This window comes from Variovorax atrisoli 110B (genome assembly GCF_000382045.1).
GTDB classification, from domain to species: domain Bacteria; phylum Pseudomonadota; class Gammaproteobacteria; order Burkholderiales; family Burkholderiaceae_C; genus Variovorax; species Variovorax atrisoli.
In genome coordinates, this window is record NZ_KB907454.1 from 88,709 (window position 1) to 109,729 (window position 21,021).

20 protein-coding genes are annotated in these 21,021 nt (G+C 68.7%); 13 read left to right on the top strand and 7 right to left on the bottom strand.

Annotated features, from left to right (window positions below; all coding sequences use genetic code 11):
* The first annotated feature begins 2 nt into the window (after positions 1–2).
* The 4 genes from G369_RS35885 to G369_RS0116535 all read left to right on the top strand — a co-directional run bounded on the left by G369_RS35885 (position 3) and on the right by G369_RS0116535 (position 7,086).
* Positions 3–1,031, top strand: coding sequence for a LysR substrate-binding domain-containing protein (locus G369_RS35885; protein ID WP_019655126.1), 1,029 nt, complete (start codon positions 3–5; stop codon positions 1,029–1,031).
* On the top strand, positions 997–1,803 hold the full coding sequence (locus tag G369_RS0116525; RefSeq protein ID WP_019655127.1) for a helix-turn-helix domain-containing protein: 807 nt from the start codon (positions 997–999) through the stop codon (positions 1,801–1,803). The genes G369_RS35885 and G369_RS0116525 overlap by 35 nt, the downstream gene beginning before the upstream one ends.
* 121 nt (positions 1,804–1,924) lie before the next feature.
* A complete protein-coding gene (locus tag G369_RS0116530; RefSeq protein ID WP_026346425.1) occupies positions 1,925–4,459 on the top strand; it encodes a penicillin acylase family protein in 2,535 nt (844 codons plus the stop codon).
* Positions 4,460–4,617: 158 nt separating this feature from the next.
* Positions 4,618–7,086: a penicillin acylase family protein gene (locus G369_RS0116535; protein WP_019655129.1), complete on the top strand. Its 2,469-nt coding sequence runs from the start codon at positions 4,618–4,620 to the stop codon at positions 7,084–7,086.
* Positions 7,087–7,107: 21 nt separating this feature from the next.
* Here G369_RS0116535 and G369_RS0116540 read toward each other — a convergent pair whose 3' ends face one another.
* Positions 7,108–8,355, bottom strand: coding sequence for an MFS transporter (locus G369_RS0116540; RefSeq protein WP_051127591.1), 1,248 nt, complete (start codon positions 8,353–8,355; stop codon positions 7,108–7,110).
* Between the two features lie 171 nt (positions 8,356–8,526).
* On the opposite strand from G369_RS0116540, the gene G369_RS0116545 reads away from it, so the two are divergent.
* Positions 8,527–9,474: a GlxA family transcriptional regulator gene (locus G369_RS0116545; RefSeq protein ID WP_019655131.1), complete on the top strand. Its 948-nt coding sequence runs from the start codon at positions 8,527–8,529 to the stop codon at positions 9,472–9,474.
* 108 nt (positions 9,475–9,582) lie between these two features.
* Complete coding sequence (locus G369_RS0116550) at positions 9,583–10,413, top strand: SDR family NAD(P)-dependent oxidoreductase (RefSeq protein WP_020723107.1); 831 nt, start codon at positions 9,583–9,585, stop codon at positions 10,411–10,413.
* A 21-nt stretch (positions 10,414–10,434) separates the two neighbouring features.
* On the opposite strand, the gene G369_RS0116555 is transcribed toward G369_RS0116550, so the two are convergent.
* Positions 10,435–10,689: a hypothetical protein gene (locus G369_RS0116555; protein WP_019655133.1), complete on the bottom strand. Its 255-nt coding sequence runs from the start codon at positions 10,687–10,689 to the stop codon at positions 10,435–10,437.
* 222 nt (positions 10,690–10,911) lie between these two features.
* On the opposite strand from G369_RS0116555, the gene G369_RS0116560 reads away from it, so the two are divergent.
* Entirely contained in the window at positions 10,912–12,015 is a 1,104-nt protein-coding gene (locus G369_RS0116560) for a BMP family ABC transporter substrate-binding protein (RefSeq protein ID WP_019655134.1), read from the top strand.
* Here the strand turns inward: G369_RS0116560 and G369_RS35890 are convergent.
* The 4 genes from G369_RS35890 to G369_RS0116575 all read right to left on the bottom strand — a co-directional run bounded on the left by G369_RS35890 (position 12,012) and on the right by G369_RS0116575 (position 14,196).
* Complete coding sequence (locus tag G369_RS35890) at positions 12,012–12,551, bottom strand: nucleotidyl transferase AbiEii/AbiGii toxin family protein (RefSeq protein ID WP_244164331.1); 540 nt, start codon at positions 12,549–12,551, stop codon at positions 12,012–12,014. The two genes, G369_RS0116560 and G369_RS35890, sit on opposite strands and share 4 nt — an antisense overlap.
* On the bottom strand, positions 12,545–12,739 hold the full coding sequence (locus G369_RS39450; protein WP_244164332.1) for a nucleotidyl transferase AbiEii/AbiGii toxin family protein: 195 nt from the start codon (positions 12,737–12,739) through the stop codon (positions 12,545–12,547). The genes G369_RS35890 and G369_RS39450 overlap by 7 nt, the downstream gene beginning before the upstream one ends.
* On the bottom strand, positions 12,732–13,202 hold the full coding sequence (locus G369_RS0116570) for a helix-turn-helix domain-containing protein (RefSeq protein WP_026346426.1): 471 nt from the start codon (positions 13,200–13,202) through the stop codon (positions 12,732–12,734). Before G369_RS0116570 ends, G369_RS39450 begins: the two co-directional genes overlap by 8 nt.
* Positions 13,203–13,314: 112 nt before the next feature.
* On the bottom strand, positions 13,315–14,196 hold the full coding sequence (locus G369_RS0116575; protein ID WP_019655136.1) for a LysR family transcriptional regulator: 882 nt from the start codon (positions 14,194–14,196) through the stop codon (positions 13,315–13,317).
* A gap of 103 nt (positions 14,197–14,299) precedes the next feature.
* On the opposite strand from G369_RS0116575, the gene G369_RS0116580 reads away from it, so the two are divergent.
* The 6 genes from G369_RS0116580 to G369_RS0116605 all read left to right on the top strand — a co-directional run bounded on the left by G369_RS0116580 (position 14,300) and on the right by G369_RS0116605 (position 20,659).
* The gene (locus G369_RS0116580) at positions 14,300–14,905 is read left to right on the top strand and encodes a short chain dehydrogenase (protein ID WP_026346427.1); all 606 of its coding nucleotides are present in this window, start codon (positions 14,300–14,302) and stop codon (positions 14,903–14,905) included.
* Positions 14,902–15,885: an NHL repeat-containing protein gene (locus G369_RS0116585; protein ID WP_019655138.1), complete on the top strand. Its 984-nt coding sequence runs from the start codon at positions 14,902–14,904 to the stop codon at positions 15,883–15,885. The genes G369_RS0116580 and G369_RS0116585 overlap by 4 nt, the downstream gene beginning before the upstream one ends.
* Positions 15,886–15,978: 93 nt before the next feature.
* On the top strand, positions 15,979–17,265 hold the full coding sequence (guaD, locus tag G369_RS0116590) for a guanine deaminase (RefSeq protein ID WP_019655139.1): 1,287 nt from the start codon (positions 15,979–15,981) through the stop codon (positions 17,263–17,265).
* Positions 17,266–17,427: 162 nt separating this feature from the next.
* The gene (dcd, locus tag G369_RS0116595) at positions 17,428–17,994 is read left to right on the top strand and encodes a dCTP deaminase (RefSeq protein ID WP_019655140.1); all 567 of its coding nucleotides are present in this window, start codon (positions 17,428–17,430) and stop codon (positions 17,992–17,994) included.
* Between the two features lie 185 nt (positions 17,995–18,179).
* Positions 18,180–19,061, top strand: a complete 882-nt coding sequence (gene ypfJ / locus G369_RS0116600; protein WP_019655141.1) for a KPN_02809 family neutral zinc metallopeptidase — start codon at positions 18,180–18,182, stop codon at positions 19,059–19,061.
* Positions 19,062–19,192: 131 nt separating this feature from the next.
* The gene (locus G369_RS0116605; RefSeq protein ID WP_019655142.1) at positions 19,193–20,659 is read left to right on the top strand and encodes a DEAD/DEAH box helicase; all 1,467 of its coding nucleotides are present in this window, start codon (positions 19,193–19,195) and stop codon (positions 20,657–20,659) included.
* 132 nt (positions 20,660–20,791) lie between these two features.
* Here the strand turns inward: G369_RS0116605 and G369_RS37595 are convergent, their stop codons facing one another.
* A complete protein-coding gene (locus G369_RS37595) occupies positions 20,792–21,019 on the bottom strand; it encodes a hypothetical protein (RefSeq protein WP_019655143.1) in 228 nt (75 codons plus the stop codon).
* Positions 21,020–21,021: the final 2 nt, after the last annotated feature.

Genomic DNA, 21,021 nt, shown 5'->3' on the forward strand with positions numbered 1-21,021 from the left:
CAATGAGCCAGGTGATGTTCGACCTCGACGTGCTGCGCACCTTCTCTACCGGCATCGCGCTCGGCAGCTTCGCGCGGGCCGCCGACAAGCTGGGGCGCTCGACGTCCGCCGTGAGCGCGCAGCTGAAGAAGCTCGAGTCGCAGGCCGGCACCGTGCTGTTCCGCAAGGCGGGCCGGGGGCTGGAGCTCACCGATGCCGGCGAGACGCTGCTGGCCTACGCCCACCGCATGCTCGAACTCAACGACGAAGCCAGCGCCGCCATGCGCGGAGCCGACCTGCAGGGCTCGGTGCGCCTGGGCCTCCAGGAAGACTTCGGCGAGACGCTGCTGCCGGCCGTGCTGGGCCGCTTCGCGCGCGCGCATCCCAAGGTGCGCATCGAGGCCTGCGTGGCGCGCAGCGGCGAACTGCGCGAGCGGCTCGAACTCGGCCAGCTCGATCTCGCACTGGCGTGGGACGTGGGCGACCAGCCGCTGTCGCCGTACGCCGAGCGCGTCGCGCGGCTGCCTCTGCTGTGGATCGGGCCGCGCACGCCGGAGCGGGTCGAGGCGCCGTGGTGGACGCAGCGCGAGCAGCGCGCCGGTGGCGCACGCCAGCCGAAGAGCACGGAGCCGCTGCCGCTCATCATGCTCGACGCGCCCTGCCCGCTGCGCGAGATCGTCATCACCGCGCTCGACAAGGCCGGCGTGCCATGGCGTCGCGCCTTCGGCAGCGCGAGCCTCGCGGCGCTCTGGGCGGCGGCATCGGCCGGGCTGGGCCTGACGGTGCGCACGCCCTTCGGCCTGCCTTCGCATGTGCGCGTCGTCGACCGTTCGACGCTGGCGCTGCCCGCGCTGCCGCAGATATCGCTCGTGCTCTATCGCGCGCAGGCCCTGCCCGAGGCGCCCGCGAGCCGCCTTGCCGGGCTGCTGCTGGAGGCCGTGCGCCAGCACGTGCAGCCGGTCGTTTTGCCGATGCGGGAGAATCCGCCGCTGGAGACAAGAACAAGAGCGGTACGGCATGGCAACGCAAAACTTCCTGCACCTGTGGGATGACAGGTTCCTCTACATCACACCGGCCATCCAGTCGGGCCTGACGGCCCGCTCTTCGGCCACGCTGCTGGCATCAGTCAGCGGGCACCCCTTCACGCTGGAGGCGGTCGACGGCACCCGCGTGCGCTGCACCGCCGCGCTGGTCGCGCCGCACGTGTCGCGACGGCTCGACGTCGACGGCTGCGGGCTGCTCTCGCTCAACCTCGACCCCGCTTCCAGCGCCTACCGCATGCTCGCGCGGCGCATGGGCGGCCACGGCATCCAGCCCATCGACGCGCGGCGCTTCGGCGCGCTGCGCGACGACTTCGAACCGGCGCAGTGCGGCGCCTTGTCCAGCGAGAGACTGCAGTCGCTCAGCGCGAAGATGGTCGAGGCCATCACCGAGAGCCCCGAGTTGCAGGCGCCGCTCGATCCGCGCATCGACCGCGTGCTGCAGGCCATCCGCGCGCATGCGGGGCAGATCGCGCTGCGCGATCTCGCGGCCGTGGCGTGCCTGTCGCCCGACCGGCTCACGCACCTGTTCGCCGAGCAGGTGGGCGTGTCGGTCAAGCGCTATGCGCTGTGGACCAAGGTGCGCCGCACGGTGCAGCAGTTCACAGGGCAGCGTTCGCTGACCGACGTGGCGCTGGTCAGCGGCTTCACCGACGCGGCGCACATGAGCCGCACCTTCCAGCGCTACTTCGGCCTGCCGCCTTCGTTCCTGGCCAGCCAGGTGCGCGTGACGGCCGACGAGCAGGCCTCGCACGCGTGGGGCCAGAACGCGCCGCTGCACTGACGCGATCGGCCGTAACGGCCACCGCATGCAATGCAGCGGCTGCGTACAAGCCGCCAGCGGCGAGGCTGCCTAAGCTCCGGGACGCTCCGCCAAGAGAGCATCAGCATCAACTGGAGACATCATGAGACTTTCGATCCGTCGCGGCGTCGTGCCGCCGTCGTTGCTCGCGCTCGCCGCCGCCGCGCTCACCGCCTGCGGTGGCGGTGGTGGCGGAGGCAACGGCTTCGTGTTCTTCCCTTCCTCGCCGTCCACGCCGACGAATCCGCCCGCGGAGGCCACCTACAAGGCCGAGATCCGCCGCACGTCCATGGGTGTGCCGCACATCAAGGCCGACAGCTGGCCGGGCGTGGGCTATGGCTACGGCTACGCGCAGGCCGAGGACGACCTGTGCACCATGGCCGACTCGTTCCTCACCTACCGCGGCGAGCGTTCGCAGTATTTCGGCGCCGACGCGAAGCTGGTGGCCAGCAGCACCATCGGCCTGCCGAAGAACATCGACTCCGACTTCTTCCACCGGCACGTGATCTCGGCCGACGTGCTGCAGAAGATGATCGACGCGCAGCCCGACAACCTGAAGAAGCTCGTCGTCGGCTTCGCCGCGGGCTACAACCGCTACGTGCGCGAGGTGAAGGCAGGCGGCACGGCGCACGGGGCCTGCCGCAACGAGGCGTGGGTGCAGCCGATCACCACCGACGACATCTATCGCCGCATGTACGCGGCCAACCTGGCGGGCGGCTACAGCAACTTCCTCGCGAACATCGCCAACGCGACGGCGCCTGCCGTGGTGGCGCCCACCAAGGTGTCGGCGCACCGCCCCGGCTCCAGGAAGGCGGCGGTACAGATGGCGGCGCTGAAGATCGACGGGCCCGAACTGCAGGTCGGCGGCCATGAGGGCGTCGGCAGCAACATGATCGGCTTCGGCACCGCGGCCACCGGTGACTCGAGCCCGCTGCTCTTCGGCAACCCGCACTGGTACTGGCGCGGCCCCGACCGCTTCTACCAGGCGCAGCTCACCATCCCGGGCGAACTGAACATCAGCGGCACCTCGTTCCTCGGCATTCCGGTGATCCTCATCGGCTTCAACGACAACATCGCGTGGAGCCACACGGTGTCGACGGCGCGGCGCTTCGGTTTCTTCGAGCTGAAGCTGGCAGCGGGCGACACGACCAGCTACATGCGCGACGGCGCCGCCGTGAAGATGCAGCCCTCCACCATCACCGTGAAGGTGAAGGGCACCGACGGCTCGATGACGCAGATCACGCGCACGCTCTACAAGAGCGAATACGGCCCGATGGTCAACCTGGCGTCGATGAGCCCGGCACTGGCCTGGAGCCAGACCACGGCGTTCGCGATGCGCGACATCAACGGCGAGAACTACCGCACCTTCCGCAACTGGCTGCGCTGGAACCAGGCGAAGTCGCTCGACGAGTTCATCGCCATCCAGCGCGAGGAAGCCGCGATTCCCTGGGTCAACACCGTCGCCGTGGGCCGTGGCAGCGCCAAGGCGTGGTACGCCGACATCGGCGCAGTTCCCAACGTGTCGCTCGCGCAGGTCACCGACTGCACGACGCCGACGGGCGCGTCGATGCAGTCCGCGCTGCCGCGCGTGCCGGTGTTCGACGGCTCGCGCAGCGCCTGCGACTGGCAGACCGACGCCGACTCGGCGCAGAAGGGAGCGATCGGCGCATCGCGCATGCCGAACCTGATGCGCGACGACTACGTCGCGAACATGAACGACAGCTATTGGCTGGCCAACCCGAAGGCGCCGATGACTGGCTTCCCGCCCATCATGGGCCCGGCCGGTTCCGACCCCGTAAGCTTCCGCACCCGCATGGGCAACGTGCTGGCGCAGGGTCGCATCGACGGCTCCGACAGCTATGGCGCGAAGGACGCGACGCCCGACAACGTCAAGCGCATGGTGCTCGACAGCCGCGTGTTGACGGCGGAGCTGTTCAAGGCCGACGTGCTGCCGATCGTGTGCGACGGCACGCCCATCGCGGTCACCAAGGACCCGCTGACCACCGACGCGATCGGCCCGAGCGTCGACGTGAGCGCCGCCTGCACCGCGCTCGCGGCATGGGACGGCACCGGCGTCACCGGCGCGAGAGGCGCGCACCTGTGGGACGAGTTCTGGAGCCGCGCTTCGCAGATACCCGCAGCCTCGCTCTATACCGTGCCCTTCGACCCGGCGGACCCGATCCACACGCCTCGCGGTCTGAACGCCGCTGCCGCCACGCAGCTGCGCGAAGCCTTCGGCGCGGCCGTGGTTCGCGTGCAGGCCAGCGGCTACGCGGTGGACGCACCCCGCGGCGACTACCTGTTCGCCACGCGCGGCGGCAAGAAGATCCCGCTGTACGGCGGCTGCGGCGGACCGGGCTACTTCACCATCGCCTGCTCGGAGAACCGTCTCGACAAGGGCGGCTACACCATGGACGGCAACCCGAACGGCAACAGCTACATGCAGGTCGTGCGCTTCCCCGATGGCGGCGTTGAAGCCCACACCTTCCTGACCTTCTCGCTCTCGGACGACCCGGCCTCGGCGCACAACGGCGACTACACCCGCGCCTACAGCGAGGGCAAGTGGCTCAGGGTGCCGTTCTCGGAGTCGGAGATCAAGGCCGATTCGAGCTACACCAGCAAGTCGATCGCCGAATAGCCGATCGCCGGATGAGCGATGAAGACGTAAAGGAGAAGTGAAGAAGGGCGCGCGCGTGGTGCGCATCCCCCGCCGCTCTTAAGATCGGCGGCGAACGCGCCACGCACGCCATTCGTCGCCGACGCAGCTGCGTTCCTCATTCAAAACAGGAACTCTTCATGCGCCCGAAACTTCAAGGCGGCCTGGTGCCGCTTCTTCTCGTGCCCGTCGTCACGGCCCTCGCGGCCTGCGCCGGCATCGCCGACCGGTCGGCTTCTTCCGCAGTCGATCCCCAGGCTTCCCAGTCTCGCGCCGGCTACCAGGCCGAGATCCGCCGCACCGCCATGGGCGTGCCGCACATCAAGGCCGGCGACTGGGGCGGCGCGGGCTACGGCTACGGCTACTCGCAGCCACAGGACGATCTGTGCACCATGGCCGACGGCTTTCTCACCTACCGCGGCGAGCGCTCCGAATTCTTCGGCGCCGAGGCCCGGCTGCCGGCGGCCAGCACCATCGGCCAGCCGACGAACATCGACTCGGACTTCTTCCACAGGCAGGTGATCGGCGCCGACGTGGTCGATGCCATGGCCCGTGCGCAGCCGCCCGCCATCCAGCGCATGGTCGAAGGCTTCGCTGCGGGCTACAACCGCTACCTGCGAGACCTGAAGGCCGGCGTCGCCGGCAACGCCCATGCGGCATGCCGCAACGAGGCCTGGGTGCGGCCGGTGAGCGCCACCGACATCTACCGACGCATGTACGCCACCAACCTCGCGGCGGGCTACAGCAACTTCCTCTCGAACATCGCGAACGCGGCGCCTCCTGCTGGCGGGGTGTCCTCGAACGGAGCGCAGCCACAGCCGCAGCCGCTGGCGCTGCAGGTCGGAGGCACGGCAGGCGTCGGCAGCAACGTGATCGGCTTCGGCACGGCCTCCACCGGCGATTCGAGCCCGCTGCTGTTCGGCAACCCGCACTGGTACTGGCGCGGGCCCGACCGCTTCTACCAGGCGCAGCTCACCATCCCGGGCGAGCTTAACGTCAGCGGCACTTCGTTCCTCGGCATCCCGGTGATCCTCATCGGCTTCAACGACAACGTGGCCTGGAGTCATACGGTGTCCGCCGCGCGGCGCTTCGGCATCTACCAGCTGCAGCTCGCGCCCGGCGACGCCACCAGCTACATGCGCGACGGCCGGCCCGTGAAGATGCGGCCCTCGACCATCACCGTGAAGGTGAAGGGCGCGGACGGCACGACGACACAGCTCACGCGCACGCTCTACGCCTCGGAGTACGGCCCGCTGGTGAACCTCGGCGCCATCGATCCGGCACTGGCCTGGAGCCGCAGCACCGCCTTCGCCATCCGCGACATCAACGCCGGCAACTACCGCACCTTCCGCACATGGCTGCGCTGGGCGCAGGCGAAGTCCCTCGACGAGCTCATCGCAGCGCAGCGCGAGGAGGCAGCCATCCCGTGGGTCAACACCGTGGCCGTGGGCCGAGGCAGCGCGAAGGCCTGGTACGCGGACATCGGGGCCGTGCCCAACGTCTCGCCCGAGCAGGTCGCGAGCTGCACCACGCCCGCCGGCAAGGCGATGGCGGCGGTGCTGCCGCGCGTGCCGGTGTTCGACGGCTCGCGCAGCGCGTGCGACTGGCAAAGCGATGCCGACTCGGTGCAGAAGGGGGCAGTCGGCCCCTCGCGCATGCCGAGCCTGCTGCGCGATGACTACGTCGCCAACATGAACGACAGCTACTGGCTCGCCAATCCGAAGGCGCCGCTCGAGGGCTATCCGGCCATCTTCGGTCCGGCGGGCAGCGATGCACAGACCTTCCGCACGCGGCTGGGCCACCTCATCGCGCAGGGGGCGGGCAGGGGCGCGACGGTCGATACCGTCGAGCGCATCGCACTCGCCAGCCGCGCCTACACCGCCGAACTGTTCAAGGGCTCCGCACTCGACATGGTGTGCGGCGTGCCCCGCATCGAGGTGAAGGGCGACGCGCAGACCGGCGAGGTCTTCTCGCCGCCGCGCGGCGTCGACACCGCTTCCGCCTGCGCGGTACTGAAGGCCTGGAACAACACCGGCGCCGCCACGGCGCGCGGTGCCCATGTGTGGGACGAGTTCTGGGCGCGCGCCTCGCGCCTGCCCGCCGACAGGCTCTATGCGGTGCCCTTCGACGCCGCCGACCCGATCGGCACGCCGCGCGGTCTCAAGCCCTCTGCGGCCGATGAACTGCGGCAGGCCTTCGGTGCCGCCGTGCTGCGCGTGCAGGCCAGCGGCTACACGCTGGACGCGCCGCGAGGAGAAACCCTGTTCGTCACGCGCAACGGCCGCCGGATTGCTTTATCCGGCGGCTGCGACACCCAGGGCTACTTCACGGTCGTGTGCTCGGAGAACCGGCTCGACAAAGGCGGCTACACGATGGACGAGAACCCCAACGGCAACAGCTACATGCAGATCGTGAGGTTCCCGCCGGGCGGCGTGGAGGCGCATACCTTCCTCACCTACTCGCTGTCGGACGATCCGGCGTCGCCGCACCATGCCGACTACACGCGTGCCTACAGCGCCGGCAACTGGCTGCGCATGCCGTTCTCGGAGGCGGAGATCGGGGCCGACGCCGGCTACAGCAGCCTGACCATCCGCGAGCAGCGCGAGTGAGGCTTTCTCGGCGAGGCTTCCTCAGCGTCGCTTCGCCAGCCAGTTCCATGCGGCACCTGCCGCCATCAGCACGCAGGTGCCCAGGAACACGGCGCGCATGCCGATGTGCCCGCCCACGAAGCCGCCCAGCAGCGGCCCAGCGACCTGGCCCGTGTACTGCGCCGAGGTCGAGTAGCCCAGCATGTTGCCGGCCACGCGCTCGGGCACGTTGTGGCGGATCACGCTCGCGATGCACGGCAGCAGCCCGCCGAGCGACAGCCCCATCAGGAAGCGCAGCACCACCAGCTGCCAGCCGGAGGTGACGAAGGCCTGCGGCACCAGCAGCAGCGCCGACACTGCGAGGCAGCCGACGATCACGTTCCAGTGCCCCACGCGGTCGGCCAGCTTGCCCAGCCGCGAGGCCGACAGGATGCTGCCGAGCGCCGCGGCGGACATCACGAGGCCGGCCATCATCGTCACGCGGCCCGGGTCTTCCACGAGGGTGGCGACGTAGACGGTGATGATCGGCTCGATCGACATGTTCGCCAGCATCAGCAGCATGCCGGTGAAGAGCATCGCGACCAGCGGGCGCTTGTCGGGCACTGCGGCCCAGCCGGTTTGCTCGGCCGCGCTGCCGCCATCCTGCTTGCGCGCGGCAGGCGCCTTGCGCTCCTCGCGAATCAGGAAGGCCGTCGCGAGAAAGGCCACGAAGATGATCGCGCCCGCCGCGAAGAAGGTGGCGCGGATGCCGATCAGCGGCGGCAGCGCGCCACCGACCAGCGGCCCCACGAGGTTGCCCGCCATGATGGCCGACGACATCGTGCCCAGCGCCCAGCCGGTACGGTCCTTGGGCGTCTGCGTGGCCACCAGCACCATCGAGCCCGACGCGTAGCCGCCCAGCAGCCCTGCCAGCAGTCGAAGGCCCACCAGCTGCCACACATTGCCCGCGACGCCGATCAGCGCCATCGCCACCGCCATGCCCAGGCTCGCGCGGATCAGCATCGGCTTGCGCCCGTAGCGGTCTGCCAGCCGGCCCCACAGCGGCGCCACCAGCGCGGCGCTCAGGAAGGTGGCGCCGTACGCCGCGCCCGACCACTGCACGATGGCCGCGTGGTCCGTCACCCCGAGCTGCTCGACGTACAGCGGCAGGAAGGGCAGCAGCAGCGTCATCGCGATGATGGTCGTGAAGGAGCCGAACATGCAGACGGCGAGGTTGCGCTGCCAGTGGAGATTGCCACCCTGCTCGGCGGAAGGGGCGGTCGTCGTTGCGGTTGTCGTCGGACGCGTCATGGGGAACACCCATTGTGGGACGCCGAACGCAGACTGGCGCTTGCCGATTGGCGGCGGCGGCCATCGCAGCGCGGCAAGGCGTGCCGCGAATCCCTGACGCCCGCGCGGTTGGACCAGCTCGCGTAGTCTTGCGTCCTGCATCGCTTACAAACCTCCTTTCAGGACATCGCCATGAAACGCATCGGCGTGCTCGTCTTCCCCGGCTTCCAGATCCTCGACCTCGCCGCCATCGCCGCGTTCGAGCTTGCGAACATTCACGCCGGCAAGCCGGTCTACCAGGTCGAGCTGCTGTCGGAAGAGGGCGGCCTCGTGGTCAGTTCGTCGGGCGTGAGCACCGACAGCAAGCGCTTCGGCACGGCCAAGTACGACACGCTGCTGCTGAGCGGCGCGCTCTTCATCGCACCCACCTCCGAGAAGATGTGCCGCTTCCTGCGCGCCGGGCTGCGCAATGCGCGCCGCGTGGCCAGCATCTGCACCGGCGCCTTCGGGCTGGCCGACGCCGGCCTGCTCGACGGCCGCAAGGCGACCACGCACTGGTCCTTCGCGGGTGAGTTGCAGAAGCGTCATCCCGCCGTGAAGGTGCAGCCCGACCGCATCTTCATCAACGACGGGCCGGTGTGGACTTCGGCCGGCATGACGGCGGGCATCGACCTCGTGCTGGCCCTGGTGGAGGAAGACCTCGGCGTGGAGGCGGCGCGCTTCGCGGCGCGGAAGCTGGTCGTCTACCACCGCCGCGCGGGCGGGCAGTCGCAGTACTCCGCGCTGCTGGAGCTGGAGCCGAAGTCGGACCGCATCCAGAAGGCGCTGGTGCATGCGCGGGCCAACCTGCGCGACACGCTGTCGGTGGAGGAACTGGCCGAGGTCGTGCACCTGAGCCCGCGCCAGTTCAGCCGCGCCTTCAAGGCCGAGACAGGCCAGTCGCCCGCGCACGCGGTCGAGACGCTGCGCGTGGAGGCGGCGCGCGCGCTGATCGACGAAGGCAACCTCGCGCTCGGCGTGGTCGCGCGCGAAACCGGCTTCGGCGACCCCGAGCGCATGCGCCGCGCCTTCCTGCGCACGCTGGGGCAGCCCCCGCAGAGCGTGCGCCGCGTGTCGCGCCGGGAGGCGGCCGTGGCCTGAGCGGCAGGATGTCCTGAAAAGTGGCTTATATGACATTTACGCCGTAGCCACGCAGGAGGAGACTTTCCCCATGGCCGCACACATCGACGCGGCGAAAAGGAAAGCTCCATGACTGCCACCGTTACCGCTTCAACAAACTCCCCCAAGGGCACGGCCCTCGTCACCGGCGCGTCGTCCGGCATCGGTGCCGTGTACGCGGACCGCCTCGCGCGGCGCGGCTTCGACCTCATCCTGGTGGCGCGCAACCGCGAACGCCTCGAGGCGCTGGCCGCGAAGCTCGTGCGCGAGACCGGCCGCAAGGTCGAGGTCCTTCCGGCCGACCTGACGAACCGCCAGGACATCGCACAGGTCGAGGCCGCGCTGCGCACCCGCGGCGACATCACCATGCTGGTGAACAACGCCGGCTTCGGCGCCGCCGCGCCGCTGCTGGCGTCGGACGTCGACAAGATGGAAGAGATGATCGCGCTCAACGTGAGCGTGCTCACGCGACTCACCTACGCGGCCGTGCCGGGCTTCGTCGAACGCGGCACGGGCACGCTGGTGAACATCGCCTCCATCGTGGCGATCTCGCCGGAGACGCTCAACGGCGTGTACGGCGGCAGCAAGGCCTTCGTGCTTGCGTTGAGCCAGTCGCTGCAGCACGAACTCAAGGACAAGGGCGTGCGCGTGCAGGCGGTGCTGCCCGGCGCGACGGCCACCGAGTTCTGGGGCGTCGCAGGCGTGCCGATGGAGCACCTGCCCAAGGAGATCGTCATGACCGCGCAAGACATGGTCGACGCCGCCCTGGCGGGGCTCGACCAGGGCGAGCAGGTCACGATCCCCGCACTGCCCGATCTGGCCGAGTGGGAGGCCTTCGATGCGGCGCGGCGGGCGATGTCGGGGCGGTTGTCCAGCACCGCTCCCGCTGCGCGCTACCGCGTCGGCGCCGGCCCGGCGTGAGGTCGAACCGGGTCTTCCAGTTCAGATGCGGTGGGTCCGGCGCGCGTAGAGCGCGGCCAGCGCCAGCCCCGTGGCCGCCGCGCCGCACCAGGCGAGGGCAGGGCTGCGCAGCATGCCTTGAAGGCGCGCGTGGCGGCCCGGTTCGGCGTGCATGCCGCGTGCGGCACGTTCCTTGGGCGTGAGCGGCCGTGCCGCGTTCGGGTTTTCTTCGCCTTCAAGCACGGCTTGAGAGATGTCGAGCGGGGTCAGCGAATCGTTGGCGGTGGATGCGGTCATGGTGGCTGGCCTTTCTTGCCTTTCCCGATGGTGAATCGATCAGTGGTGCAAGACTCGCGCAAACCCGGGGCGTCGGATCTGAGGCGAAGCACCGACATTGAAGTAGGTCAATGCCGCGCCCGCATTGCGGGCCACGGCGCCGTTTAGAATCCCGCTCCCTCGCGATCGGGCGCCCCGGCCTGCTGCGGGTTTCACATCTCCGGGGCCATGTAGAGGAACACCATGTACAAAAACCTCGCGGGCCGCGCCGTTCTGGCGCTGGCAGCCGCCGGCTTTTTATCTCCCGTTTTTTCGCAGCAGCAGCAACAGGCCCAGGCGCCGCTGAAGATCGGCTTCGTCTACGTCACGCCCGTCACCGATGCGGGCTGGGTGCGCCAGCACGAGGAAGGCCGCAAGGCCGTCGATGCGGCGCTGGGGGCGAAGGTCAGGACCACCTACGTCGAGAACGTGGCCGAGGGTGCCGATGCGGAGCGCGTGATCCGCGACCTCGCGCAGCAGGGCAACACGCTCATCTTCACGCCGAGCTTCGGCTATATGGAGCCGACGATGAAGGTGGCGAAGGACTTCCCCGACGTGAAGTTCGAGTCGATCACCGGCTACAAGACCGCGCCCAACGTGGCGACCGCCAATGCGCGCTACTACGAGGGCCGCTATCTCGCGGGCATCGCGGCCGGACGCATGACGAAGACCAACATCGCGGGCTACGTCGCGGGCTTTCCGATTCCGGAAGTGCTGCAGGGCATCAACGCCTTCACGCTGGGCATGCGCTCGGTGAACCCATCGGCGCAGGTGCGCGTGGTGTGGCTCAACGAATGGTTCGATCCGCCGAAGGAGCGCGACGCCGCCATGGCGCTGTTCAACCAGAACGCCGACGTGATCGCCTTCCACACCGGCTCCACCGCCGTGATGGCGGCGGCGCAGGAGCGCGGCAAGCTGGCCATCGCGTACCACTCCGACATGCGCAAGATCGCACCCGATGCGCAGGTCGTGGCGGTCACGCACCAGTGGGGCGGCTACTACACTCAGCGCGCGAAGGCGGTGCTCAACGGCAGCTGGAAGAGCGGCAAGCTCTGGGGCGGTGTGAAGGAAGGAATGATCCGCGTCGGCGACTTCGGCACCAAGGTGCCCAAGGCCGTGCAGGACGAGGTGCTGGCGCGTCAGAAGGACATCGCCGCAGGCAGGCTGCAGCCCTTCCGCGCCGCGGCGGCCGATGTGCGCGACAACGAGGGGCACACCGTGATCGCCAAGGGCACCCAGCTGGGCGACGATCAGATCCTGACGATGAACTGGCTGGTGGAAGGCGTGCAGGGGCGCGTGGCGCGCTAGTCTGTCGGGCGGCTGGTGTGCGGAGCACGAGGAAGCAAGTCCTTGATGCGCTTGCGAAGCACAGTGGGTGTCGCGGGAGGTGTCATCTGCAGCACGGCCATGCAGCGGTCCAGGCGGCCCGGCCGCGCAAGCAGTGTCTCGGCGGCTCTTGTGAGATCGGCATCGATGCTGTTGCCGTAGGCGCGACTGGCCTTGATCGTGGCTTGGCGCAAGAGCGATGCGCCGGGTTTCATCATGGCCAGATCGATGACGTCGCGGCTGAAGACGCTGTCGTCGGCCCAGCGGTCCGAGTTGGCGAGCAGCTTGCTTGCCGCCATGTCGAGAGGGGTGAGTGTTGCGACATCCTCGATCCGGTCCTCCGGGCCTGGCAATTCAAGTTCGATACGTGCTTCCAGCACGATCTCGAACTTGATCTCGGTGTCGCCCACAAGAACCGACGATCGGATGCCGTAGTGATCGGCACGTAGTTCGGTCGATTGCCGGATCTCGCGGCCTGGTCGCGCAAGTGCGCCGAGGCCTTGAGTTCCCGTCAGCAACTGTCGCAGGTGCCGATATCCATCGATGTCGGATACGAGGAGTCGATGTCCACGGATTCGCGGTACTCGCCATGGCGAAGTGCCATGGCGGTGCCTCCCCCGAACAGGCAATGGCTTTGAGCGAGCAGGTTCGCGTCGAGCGAGGCAAGCACGTGTGCGATGCGCTGGTGGTGGGGTCGTTCAAACATTCAGCGGCTTTCTGCCGAGCGTGCGTGCCAGGTCCTCCAGCAACTGACGCTCTCTCGCATCGAGGGAGGACGTGTCGACGTGGCGCCAGTTGCGCTCGTAGGTTCCCCAGGCCTCTTCAGGCGTGAGTTCGGTAGCCGGGGCCAATTGCCAGGCAAGCCGGCGCAATTGGGGGTAATCGGCAATCCGGATGCCTCCGGGCAGCGGGGCGAGGGCAGGTGGCTCCGTGGACGTCACCACGTCAACGTCGAGACCCAGGGCTCCCAGCGCATTCATGTAGGCGCCCATCGTGACCGACGGTTCTCCGCGCTCGATTCTGTGCAGTGTCATGCGGGACAGGCCCGCCGCCTCTGCGGCGGTGGTGGCGCTGACCTTCAAGGCCTTGCGACGCGTGTGGATGCGGTGGCCGAGGGCTGCGAGGCGTTGGCCTGTCGCGGGGGTTGTTGCTGGAGAGGGGGAGGGCATGGCGTATCTCATATTAGACAATTTCAAGTATTTGTCCAGAATGAGAGACGCAGGTGCCGCAAGCATCGGCAGCTTGACCTGAGCCGGCACCGTGTTCCATTCCTCCGTTTCTTCAGCCCAGCCGCTCCACCACGAAGTCCACGAAGGTCCGCAACTTGGCGCTCGGTCGCGCCTCCGGCAGCCGGACGATTTGCACCTGCCGCGTGGGCAGTTCCCAGTCGGGCAGCAGCTGCATCACCTGACCCGATGCGAGGGCGGGGCCCAGCAGCGCATCGGCCTGCACGATCACGCCCACGCCGGCCATGGCCGCGGCCAGCAGCGCCTGGCCGTTGTTGGTGGTGAGCGGCCCGCGCACCGGCACGTGCACCGTCTCGCCGTTGCGGGTGAAACGCCATGAATGGTTCGGCCCCCAGGCAGCGAATCCCAGCAGCGGGAAGGCTTCCAGCTCCGAAGGGTGCTTCGGCTGCCCGTGGCGCGCGACCCATGCCGGGCTGGCCACCGCGTACATGCGCGCCAGGGCAAGCGGTCTGGCGATGAGCCGCTCGTCGATGGCCGCGCCCGAGCGGATGCCGCAGTCGAAGCCTTCCTCGGCGAGGTCGACCACGCGGTCGTTGAGGCTCAGCTCCACCTTCACCTGCGGATAGGCGGCGATGTACTCGCCGATGACCGGCGTGAGGCGGTGCGCGCCGTAGGCCACGGGCGCGGTGACGCGCAGCACGCCCTGCGGCATGGCGCGCAGCGACTCGGCCACGCCGTCGGCCGTGTGCACGCTGGCCAGGACGTCGCGGCAGCGCTCCAGATATGCGGCGCCGATCTCGGTGAGCGAATGGCGGCGCGTGGTGCGCTCGAGCAGGCGGGCGCCCAGCTGCTCCTCGAGCGCGCGGATGTGCTTGCCGACCATCACGGCCGAAAGATCGAGCGCCTCGGCCGCGGCGGCGAAGCTGCCCGCGTCCACCGTTGCGACGAAGACTTCCATGGCGCGCAGCTTGTCCATATTGCGAACTCCTGATTCCGAATGAGCGAACCACAAGGCAATTTATCAAATAGATGGTTCGCAAAACAATTGCCGCTTGTTCGATTCACTTTGCGAGGTTTCCATGAAGGTTCTTGTTGTGGGCGCGACGGGCGCGATTGGCAGCGCGGTGACGCAGGCGCTGGCCGGGCGTGGCCACGAGGTGGTCCGCGCGGGCCGCACGCGCGGCGATCACCAGGTCGACATCACCAGCGACGCCAGCGTCGAGGCGCTGTTTGCGGCCCTCGGCCGTGTCGATGCGATCGTCTCGACGGCGGGCGGGCTCTTCTTCGGGCCGCTGGCGGAGATGACGCCGGCCAACTTCAATGTCGGCCTGCAGGACAAGCTCCTGGGACAGGTGCGGCTCGCGCTGCTGGGCCAGCATGTGCTGCGCGACGGCGGCTCGATCACGCTGACCACGGGCGTCGCGGCCGACGATCCGGTTCGCGGCGGAGGCAATGCGGCTGCCGTCAATGCGGGCGTCGAGGGTTTCGTGAAGGGCGCGGCGATCGAGCTGGCGCGCGGGCTGCGCATCAACGCGGTGAGCCCGACGCTGCTGACCGAATCGGAGGAGGCGTACGGCGCGCTTTTTCCGGGCGTCGAGACTGTGCCGGCCGCGCGCGTGGCGCTGGCCTATGTGCGCAGCGTCGAAGGTCCGCTGACGGGGCGCGTCTTTCGCGTGTGGCAATGAAGAGCGGGTATCCACGGCTTGCGGGCGCGCTGCTGGCGCTCGCGACGGCGGCGGCCGTCGCAGCCCCTCCAATAGTGCAGGCGCTGCCCGAGGACTGGTATCCGGAGAGCGTGGCCATCGGACCCGACGGTGCGTTTTACGTCGGCAGCTGGCGGCAGGGCGCCGTCGCGCGGCTGAAGCCGGGCTCGGCGCCGAAGGCCGAGGTGCTGGTCAAGCCCGGCACCAACGGGCTCGCGAACGGCCAGGGCGTGCTGGTCGACGCGAAGCGCGGGGCCCTGTGGATCTGCTCCGGCAACATCGGCTTCACCACCGTGCCATCGACGCCGAGCGCGCTCAAGCGCTATGACCTGGCCACCGGCGCGCCGCGCGCGAGCTACGCGATGCCCGACGGCGGCTATTGCAACGACCTCGCGCAGGACGCGCGAGGCAATCTCTACGTGACCGACTCCCATCACCCGCGCGTGCTGAAGCTCGCCCCAGGTGCCGCCTCGCTCGCGACATGGAAGGAGAATCCCGCGCTGGCCGGCGCGGGTCCCTACAAGGGCCTGAACGGCATCGCCATCGACGGCGGGCGCGATGTCTACGTGAGCCTCGTGGCGGCGGCGCCCTACGTGCTGCGGATCGGCCTCGGCGCGGACGGCAAGGCCGGCGAGGTCACGCGCGTCGAGGCGCCGCGCGAGTTGAAGAACGTGGACGCGATCCGCGCGTGGAAGCCCGGGCGGCTCGTGCTGTTCGAGAGCAATGCCTTCGGCGAGGGCCCCTACGGCGGGCAGATCACCGTGGCGCGCGTCGAAGGCGCGAAGCTCGGCCTGCGGACGGTGGTTTCGGGGCTCAACGACCCGTCCTCCGGCGCGGTGTGGGGCGACCGCGTCTACTTCATCGAGTCGAAGTATTCGCTGCTCACCAAGCGCAAGGAGGGCGACGGGCCGGTGCCGACCGGCGTGCCCTTCGACATCCAGTCGCGCGCGCTGCCGCGGTAGGTGCTGCACCGCGGCGAGTGCCCTGCCCATATAGCACTCATATGCGCATGGAAATTGCGGTGGGGCGGGGGTGGATTACCCTCCGCACCCACGATGAAAAAAGCCTACCGCGCCTCCCTCCTGCGATTCGACGCCTCCGGCAAGCCCGTTTTCGACGAGGACGGCCTGCTGGTCGTCGCCCCCGATGCCACCGGTCGCCAGCGCGTGCTCGATGCCGGCAGCCATGCCGACGTCGCGGCCCGCCATCCCGGCGCACACACGACCCACCTGCCGGGGCGCATCCTCGCTCCGGGCTTCGTGGACATGCACATCCACTATCCGCAGACCGACATCATCGGCTCGCCGGCGCCGGGCCTGCTGCCCTGGCTCGAGAACTACACCTTTCCTGCGGAGAGCAAGTTCGCCGATCCTGCGCATTCGAACGAAGTGGCGCAGTTCTTCCTCGACGAACTGCTGCGCAACGGCGTGACCACCTCGCTGACCTTCGCGACCTCGCACGTGGCCTCGGTCGACGCGCTCTTCGAAGGCGCGCAGCGCCGCGGCATGCGTCTGATCACCGGCAAGGTGCTGCAGGACCGCCACTCGCCCGACGGCGTGCGCGACGAGACCGAGCAGAGCCTCGTCGACACCGAGGCGCTGATCCGCAAGTGGCACAAGGTCGATCGGCTGGGCTACGCCATCACGCCGCGCTTCGCGCCCGCGAGCACCGACGCCCAGATGCGCGGCGCGGGCGAGCTGGCTGCGAAGTACGCCGACACCTGGATCCAGTCGCACGTGGCCGAGAACCGCGACGAGGTGAACTGGGTGCGCGAGCTGTACCCCAAGGCGCGCTCCTACCTCGACGTGTATGCAGGCTTCGGCCTGATGCGCGAGCGTGCCGTGTACGCCCACTGCATCTACCTCGACGAGGCCGACCGCGCCCTGCTGCACGAGACCAGGACGGCCGCGGCCGTGAGCCCGACCAGCAACCTGTTCCTGGGCAGCGGCTTCTTCGACTTCGGCGCGGCCGACCGCGTCGGCTACCCCTACGGCCTGGCCAGCGACGTGGGCGGCGGCACCAGCTTCAGCCCGTTCCACACCATGATGGCCGCCTACTACGTCGGCCGGGAGGGCCAGACCAAGGCCGGCCTGAGCATCGCGCCATCGGAACTCTGGTGGCGCCACACCGGCGGCGCCGCGCGCGCCCTGGGGCTCGACGGCGTGGTCGGCAACCTGCAGCCCGGCTGCGAGGCCGACTTCCTGGTGCTGAACCCGGCGGCCACACCGCTCCTGGCACGCAAGACGAAGCAGGCGAACTCGCTGGAGGAAATGCTCTTCGCGATGATCGTGCTGGGCGACGACCGGCTGGTCGAGCGCACGGTGATCTCGCAGGCCGGCTGAGCCTGCAGAGGGCGAATCCGCCCATGCCACAATCGCCGACCCAGCGGGCGCGGCGACACCTTTCCAGGAACACCGCGCAACCGGCTTTGCCGGGCCGCTGGTGTTGCCCCTCGAGGGGTTGGCGTAGCGACACGAAGTGCGCGAAGACTGGGGTGTTTTTCAATGTCTATCAAGAGCGACAAATGGATCCGGCGCATGGCCGAGCAGCACGGCATGATCGAGCCTTTCGAGCCCGGCCAGGTGCGCGAGGCCTCCGGCCACAAGATCATCAGCTACGGCACCTCGAGCTACGGCTACGACATCCGGTGCGCGCCTGAATTCAAGGTCTTCACCAACATCCACAGCACGGTGGTCGACCCGAAGAACTTCGACGAGAAGAGCTTCGTCGACATGCACGGCGACTACTGCATCATCCCGCCCAACAGCTTCGCGCTGGCGCGCACCGTCGAGTACTTCCGCATCCCGCGCAACGTGCTGACCATCTGCCTGGGCAAGAGCACCTACGCGCGCTGCGGCATCATCGTCAACGTGACCCCCTTCGAGCCCGAATGGGAAGGCTACGTGACGCTCGAATTCAGCAACACCACGCCGCTGCCCGCCAAGATCTACGCGGGCGAGGGCTGTGCGCAGGTGCTGTTCTTCGAGAGCGACGAGGTCTGCGAGACCAGCTACAAGGACCGCGGCGGCAAGTACCAGGGCCAGCGCGGCGTCACGCTGCCGAAGACCTGAGCGCTCCCAGGCTGCGCGCACTTCCTGTCGCTGCGCCGACTCCCGCCAGGGGGCGGCGCCTGCGGCCCGGCAAAGCAGGTTCCGGGGCATCCTTGGCATACCCGCTTACAGACGCGGTCATCTTCCGAAGTACGATCCCGTGACCGCCGGCAACTCCTCCTCCAACGGCCGGCAAGGAGAGCGCGATGAGATGGGAAGGCAACGAACAATCTGACAACGTCGAGGACCGCCGCGGTGAAGGCGGCGGAGGCGGTGGCGGCTTCATCGGAGGCCGCGGCATCGGCATCGGGACCATCGCGGTCGCGCTGATCGCCGGCTGGGTCTTCGGCATCAACCCCCTCACCGTGCTGAGCCTGCTCAGCGGAGGCGGTGGCCCGGCCCAGGTTCAACAGCAGCAGGGGCCGGCTCCCAGGCCGCCTTCGAACGACCGCGAAGCGGCCTTCGTCTCCACCGTGCTCAAGAACACCGAAGTGGTCTGGACGGACATCTTCCGCCAGAACGGCGGCACCTACCATCCGCCGCGGCTCGTGCTGTTCCGCAACGCGACGCCCACCGCCTGCGGCACCGGCCAGTCGGCCATGGGGCCGTTCTACTGCCCGGGCGACCAGAAGGTCTACATCGACCTCGGCTTCTACGACACGCTCAAGAATCAGCTCGGTGCGCCGGGCGAGTTCGCGCAGGCCTACGTCATCGCGCACGAGGTCGGCCACCATGTGCAGGACGAGCTCGGCATCACCGCCAAGGTCGACGGCATGCGCAACCGCCTGAGCCAGACGCAGAACAACGCGATGAGCGTGCGCGTCGAGCTGCAGGCCGACTGCTTCGCGGGCGTGTGGGCCCACCATTCGCAGGAATCGAAGAAGTGGCTGGACCCGGGCGACATCGAGGCGGCCATGAATGCCGCGCAGAAGATCGGCGACGACGCATTGCAGCGTTCCGCAGGCCGCGCGGTGGTGCCCGACAGCTTCACCCACGGCTCCAGCGCCCAGCGCCAGCGCTGGTTCGGCACGGGCTACCAGAGCGGCGACATCAAGGCCTGCGATACCTTCAACGCGCGCAGCCTTTGAGCTGCGTCGGCCGGGAGCGCCCGTAAAGACTGGACCGATTGCTATCGAATAAATAGCAATACAAGCGGCGCGGGCGTTGTCATCGCGCGGTCACTGCCGTTTTTTGCGGCAGTGCGACAATAGAGGGCTCAATGACAAGCTCCTTCTCCAATCTAATGCTGGCTGAACCGCTGGCGCGCGCCGTGGCCGAAATGGGCTACGAAACCATGACTCCGATCCAGGCACAGGCCATTCCGGTCGTGCTCTCGGGCCAGGACGTGATGGGCGCAGCCCAGACCGGTACCGGCAAGACGGCGGCTTTCTCGCTCCCGCTGCTGCAGCGCATGCTCAAGCATGAGAACGCCTCGACCTCGCCCGCGCGGCATCCGGTCCGGGCCCTCGTGCTGCTGCCCACGCGCGAGCTGGCCGACCAGGTTGCGCAGCAGATCAAGCTGTATGCCAAGTACACCAACCTGCGCAGCACGGTGGTGTTCGGCGGCATCGACATGAAGCCGCAGACGCTGGAATTGAAGAAGGGCGTCGAAGTGCTGGTGGCGACGCCGGGCCGCCTGCTCGATCACATCGAAGCCAAGAACGCGGTGCTCAACCAGGTCGAATACGTGGTGCTCGACGAGGCCGACCGCATGCTGGACATCGGCTTCCTGCCCGACCTGCAGCGCATCCTGAGCTACCTGCCCAAGCAGCGCACCACGCTGCTGTTCTCCGCCACCTTCTCGCCCGAGATCAAGCGGCTGGCCGGCAGCTACCTGCAGAACCCGGTCACCATCGAGGTCGCCCGGCCGAACGAGACGGCCTCGACCGTCGAGCAGCATTTCTACAGCGTGGCCGACGACGACAAGCGACGCGCGCTCAGGCAGATCGTGCGCCAGCGCGGCATCACCCAGGCCTTCGTGTTCGTCAACAGCAAGCTGGGCTGCGCGCGCCTTGCGCGCTCGCTGGAGCGCGACGGCCTTCGCACCTCGGCCCTGCACGGCGACAAGAGCCAGGACGAGCGCCTGAAGTCGCTCGCGGCCTTCAAGGCCGGCGAGGTCGATCTGCTGGTGTGCACCGACGTCGCGGCCCGCGGCCTCGACATCAAGGACGTGCCCGCCGTCTTCAACTTCGACATCCCGTTCAACGCCGAAGACTACGTGCACCGCATCGGCCGCACCGGCCGTGCCGGCGCTTCGGGCCTGGCGGTGAGCTTTGCCAGCGGCGGCAACGATGCGCGCCTGGTGGCGGACATCGAGAAGCTGATCAAGAAGAAGATCGAGCTCGAACCCGTGGAATTCGAAGAGGACCGCCCGCGCGGCCGCATCAACGACGGACGCCGCCACTGGCGCGAGGAAGGCGAAGCGGGCGATGCACGCGACGTGCTCGACCAGCCGCGCGAGCGCCGCGACGCCGATGCCCGGCGCGGCAGCGGTGGACGCCCGCACCGCGCCCCCGCCGCGCCGCGCGATCCGTTCTTCGACAAGCCCTACGAGCCCGGCCAGCCCGACGCGACGCCCGCCTGGGAAGCAGCAGCCAAGGCCACGACGCCCGGACGCGGCATCTCCAGCAACATCAAGTCGAAGCGCAAGGTCGCGGCCCTGTTCAAGAGCGCCGAACCGAGCTGATCGCTCCGGGGCTGACTCCGCCCCTGCTCCGTTCCAAAAACACCGAGGAACCGGCTGCGCCGGGCCTCAGGTGTTGCCCCCGGAAGGGGGTGGAGAAGCGACACGAAGTGCGCGAAGCCTGGGAGAGAGCTTCTACCTCCAGCCGCGGTGCCAGCCATATTGCGGGTGGTGCCAGCCCCAGCCATAGCGCGGGTGGTAGGCCCATACGAAGCCGACCCCAGGCGATACGTACGTCGGCGCCACATAGGCGACGCCAGGAGGCGCTGCGTACACGGGGGCCGGTGCGGCCGGCGCGACCACGCAGCCGGTCAGCGTGGCCGCCAGCGCGGCGGCGGACAGGGCGATAACTGGGAATTTCATGG

Coding starts and splice junctions, on each gene's coding strand:
- G369_RS0116540 (WP_051127591.1), bottom strand. CDS start 8,355: ATGACGCGTCCGACGACAACCGCAACGACGACCGCCCCTTCCGCCGAG.
- G369_RS35885 (WP_019655126.1), top strand. CDS start 3: ATGAGCCAGGTGATGTTCGACCTCGACGTGCTGCGCACCTTCTCTACC.
- G369_RS0116570 (WP_026346426.1), bottom strand. CDS start 13,202: ATGCCCTCCCCCTCTCCAGCAACAACCCCCGCGACAGGCCAACGCCTC.
- G369_RS0116525 (WP_019655127.1), top strand. CDS start 997: ATGGCAACGCAAAACTTCCTGCACCTGTGGGATGACAGGTTCCTCTAC.
- guaD (WP_019655139.1), top strand. CDS start 15,979: ATGAAAAAAGCCTACCGCGCCTCCCTCCTGCGATTCGACGCCTCCGGC.
- G369_RS37595 (WP_019655143.1), bottom strand. CDS start 21,019: ATGAAATTCCCAGTTATCGCCCTGTCCGCCGCCGCGCTGGCGGCCACG.
- G369_RS0116560 (WP_019655134.1), top strand. CDS start 10,912: ATGTACAAAAACCTCGCGGGCCGCGCCGTTCTGGCGCTGGCAGCCGCC.
- G369_RS0116530 (WP_026346425.1), top strand. CDS start 1,925: ATGAGACTTTCGATCCGTCGCGGCGTCGTGCCGCCGTCGTTGCTCGCG.
- G369_RS0116545 (WP_019655131.1), top strand. CDS start 8,527: ATGAAACGCATCGGCGTGCTCGTCTTCCCCGGCTTCCAGATCCTCGAC.
- G369_RS0116535 (WP_019655129.1), top strand. CDS start 4,618: ATGCGCCCGAAACTTCAAGGCGGCCTGGTGCCGCTTCTTCTCGTGCCC.
- G369_RS0116585 (WP_019655138.1), top strand. CDS start 14,902: ATGAAGAGCGGGTATCCACGGCTTGCGGGCGCGCTGCTGGCGCTCGCG.
- G369_RS0116575 (WP_019655136.1), bottom strand. CDS start 14,196: ATGGACAAGCTGCGCGCCATGGAAGTCTTCGTCGCAACGGTGGACGCG.
- G369_RS0116580 (WP_026346427.1), top strand. CDS start 14,300: ATGAAGGTTCTTGTTGTGGGCGCGACGGGCGCGATTGGCAGCGCGGTG.
- G369_RS0116555 (WP_019655133.1), bottom strand. CDS start 10,689: ATGACCGCATCCACCGCCAACGATTCGCTGACCCCGCTCGACATCTCT.
- ypfJ (WP_019655141.1), top strand. CDS start 18,180: ATGAGATGGGAAGGCAACGAACAATCTGACAACGTCGAGGACCGCCGC.
- G369_RS0116605 (WP_019655142.1), top strand. CDS start 19,193: ATGACAAGCTCCTTCTCCAATCTAATGCTGGCTGAACCGCTGGCGCGC.
- G369_RS0116550 (WP_020723107.1), top strand. CDS start 9,583: ATGACTGCCACCGTTACCGCTTCAACAAACTCCCCCAAGGGCACGGCC.
- dcd (WP_019655140.1), top strand. CDS start 17,428: ATGTCTATCAAGAGCGACAAATGGATCCGGCGCATGGCCGAGCAGCAC.
- G369_RS39450 (WP_244164332.1), bottom strand. CDS start 12,739: ATGTTTGAACGACCCCACCACCAGCGCATCGCACACGTGCTTGCCTCG.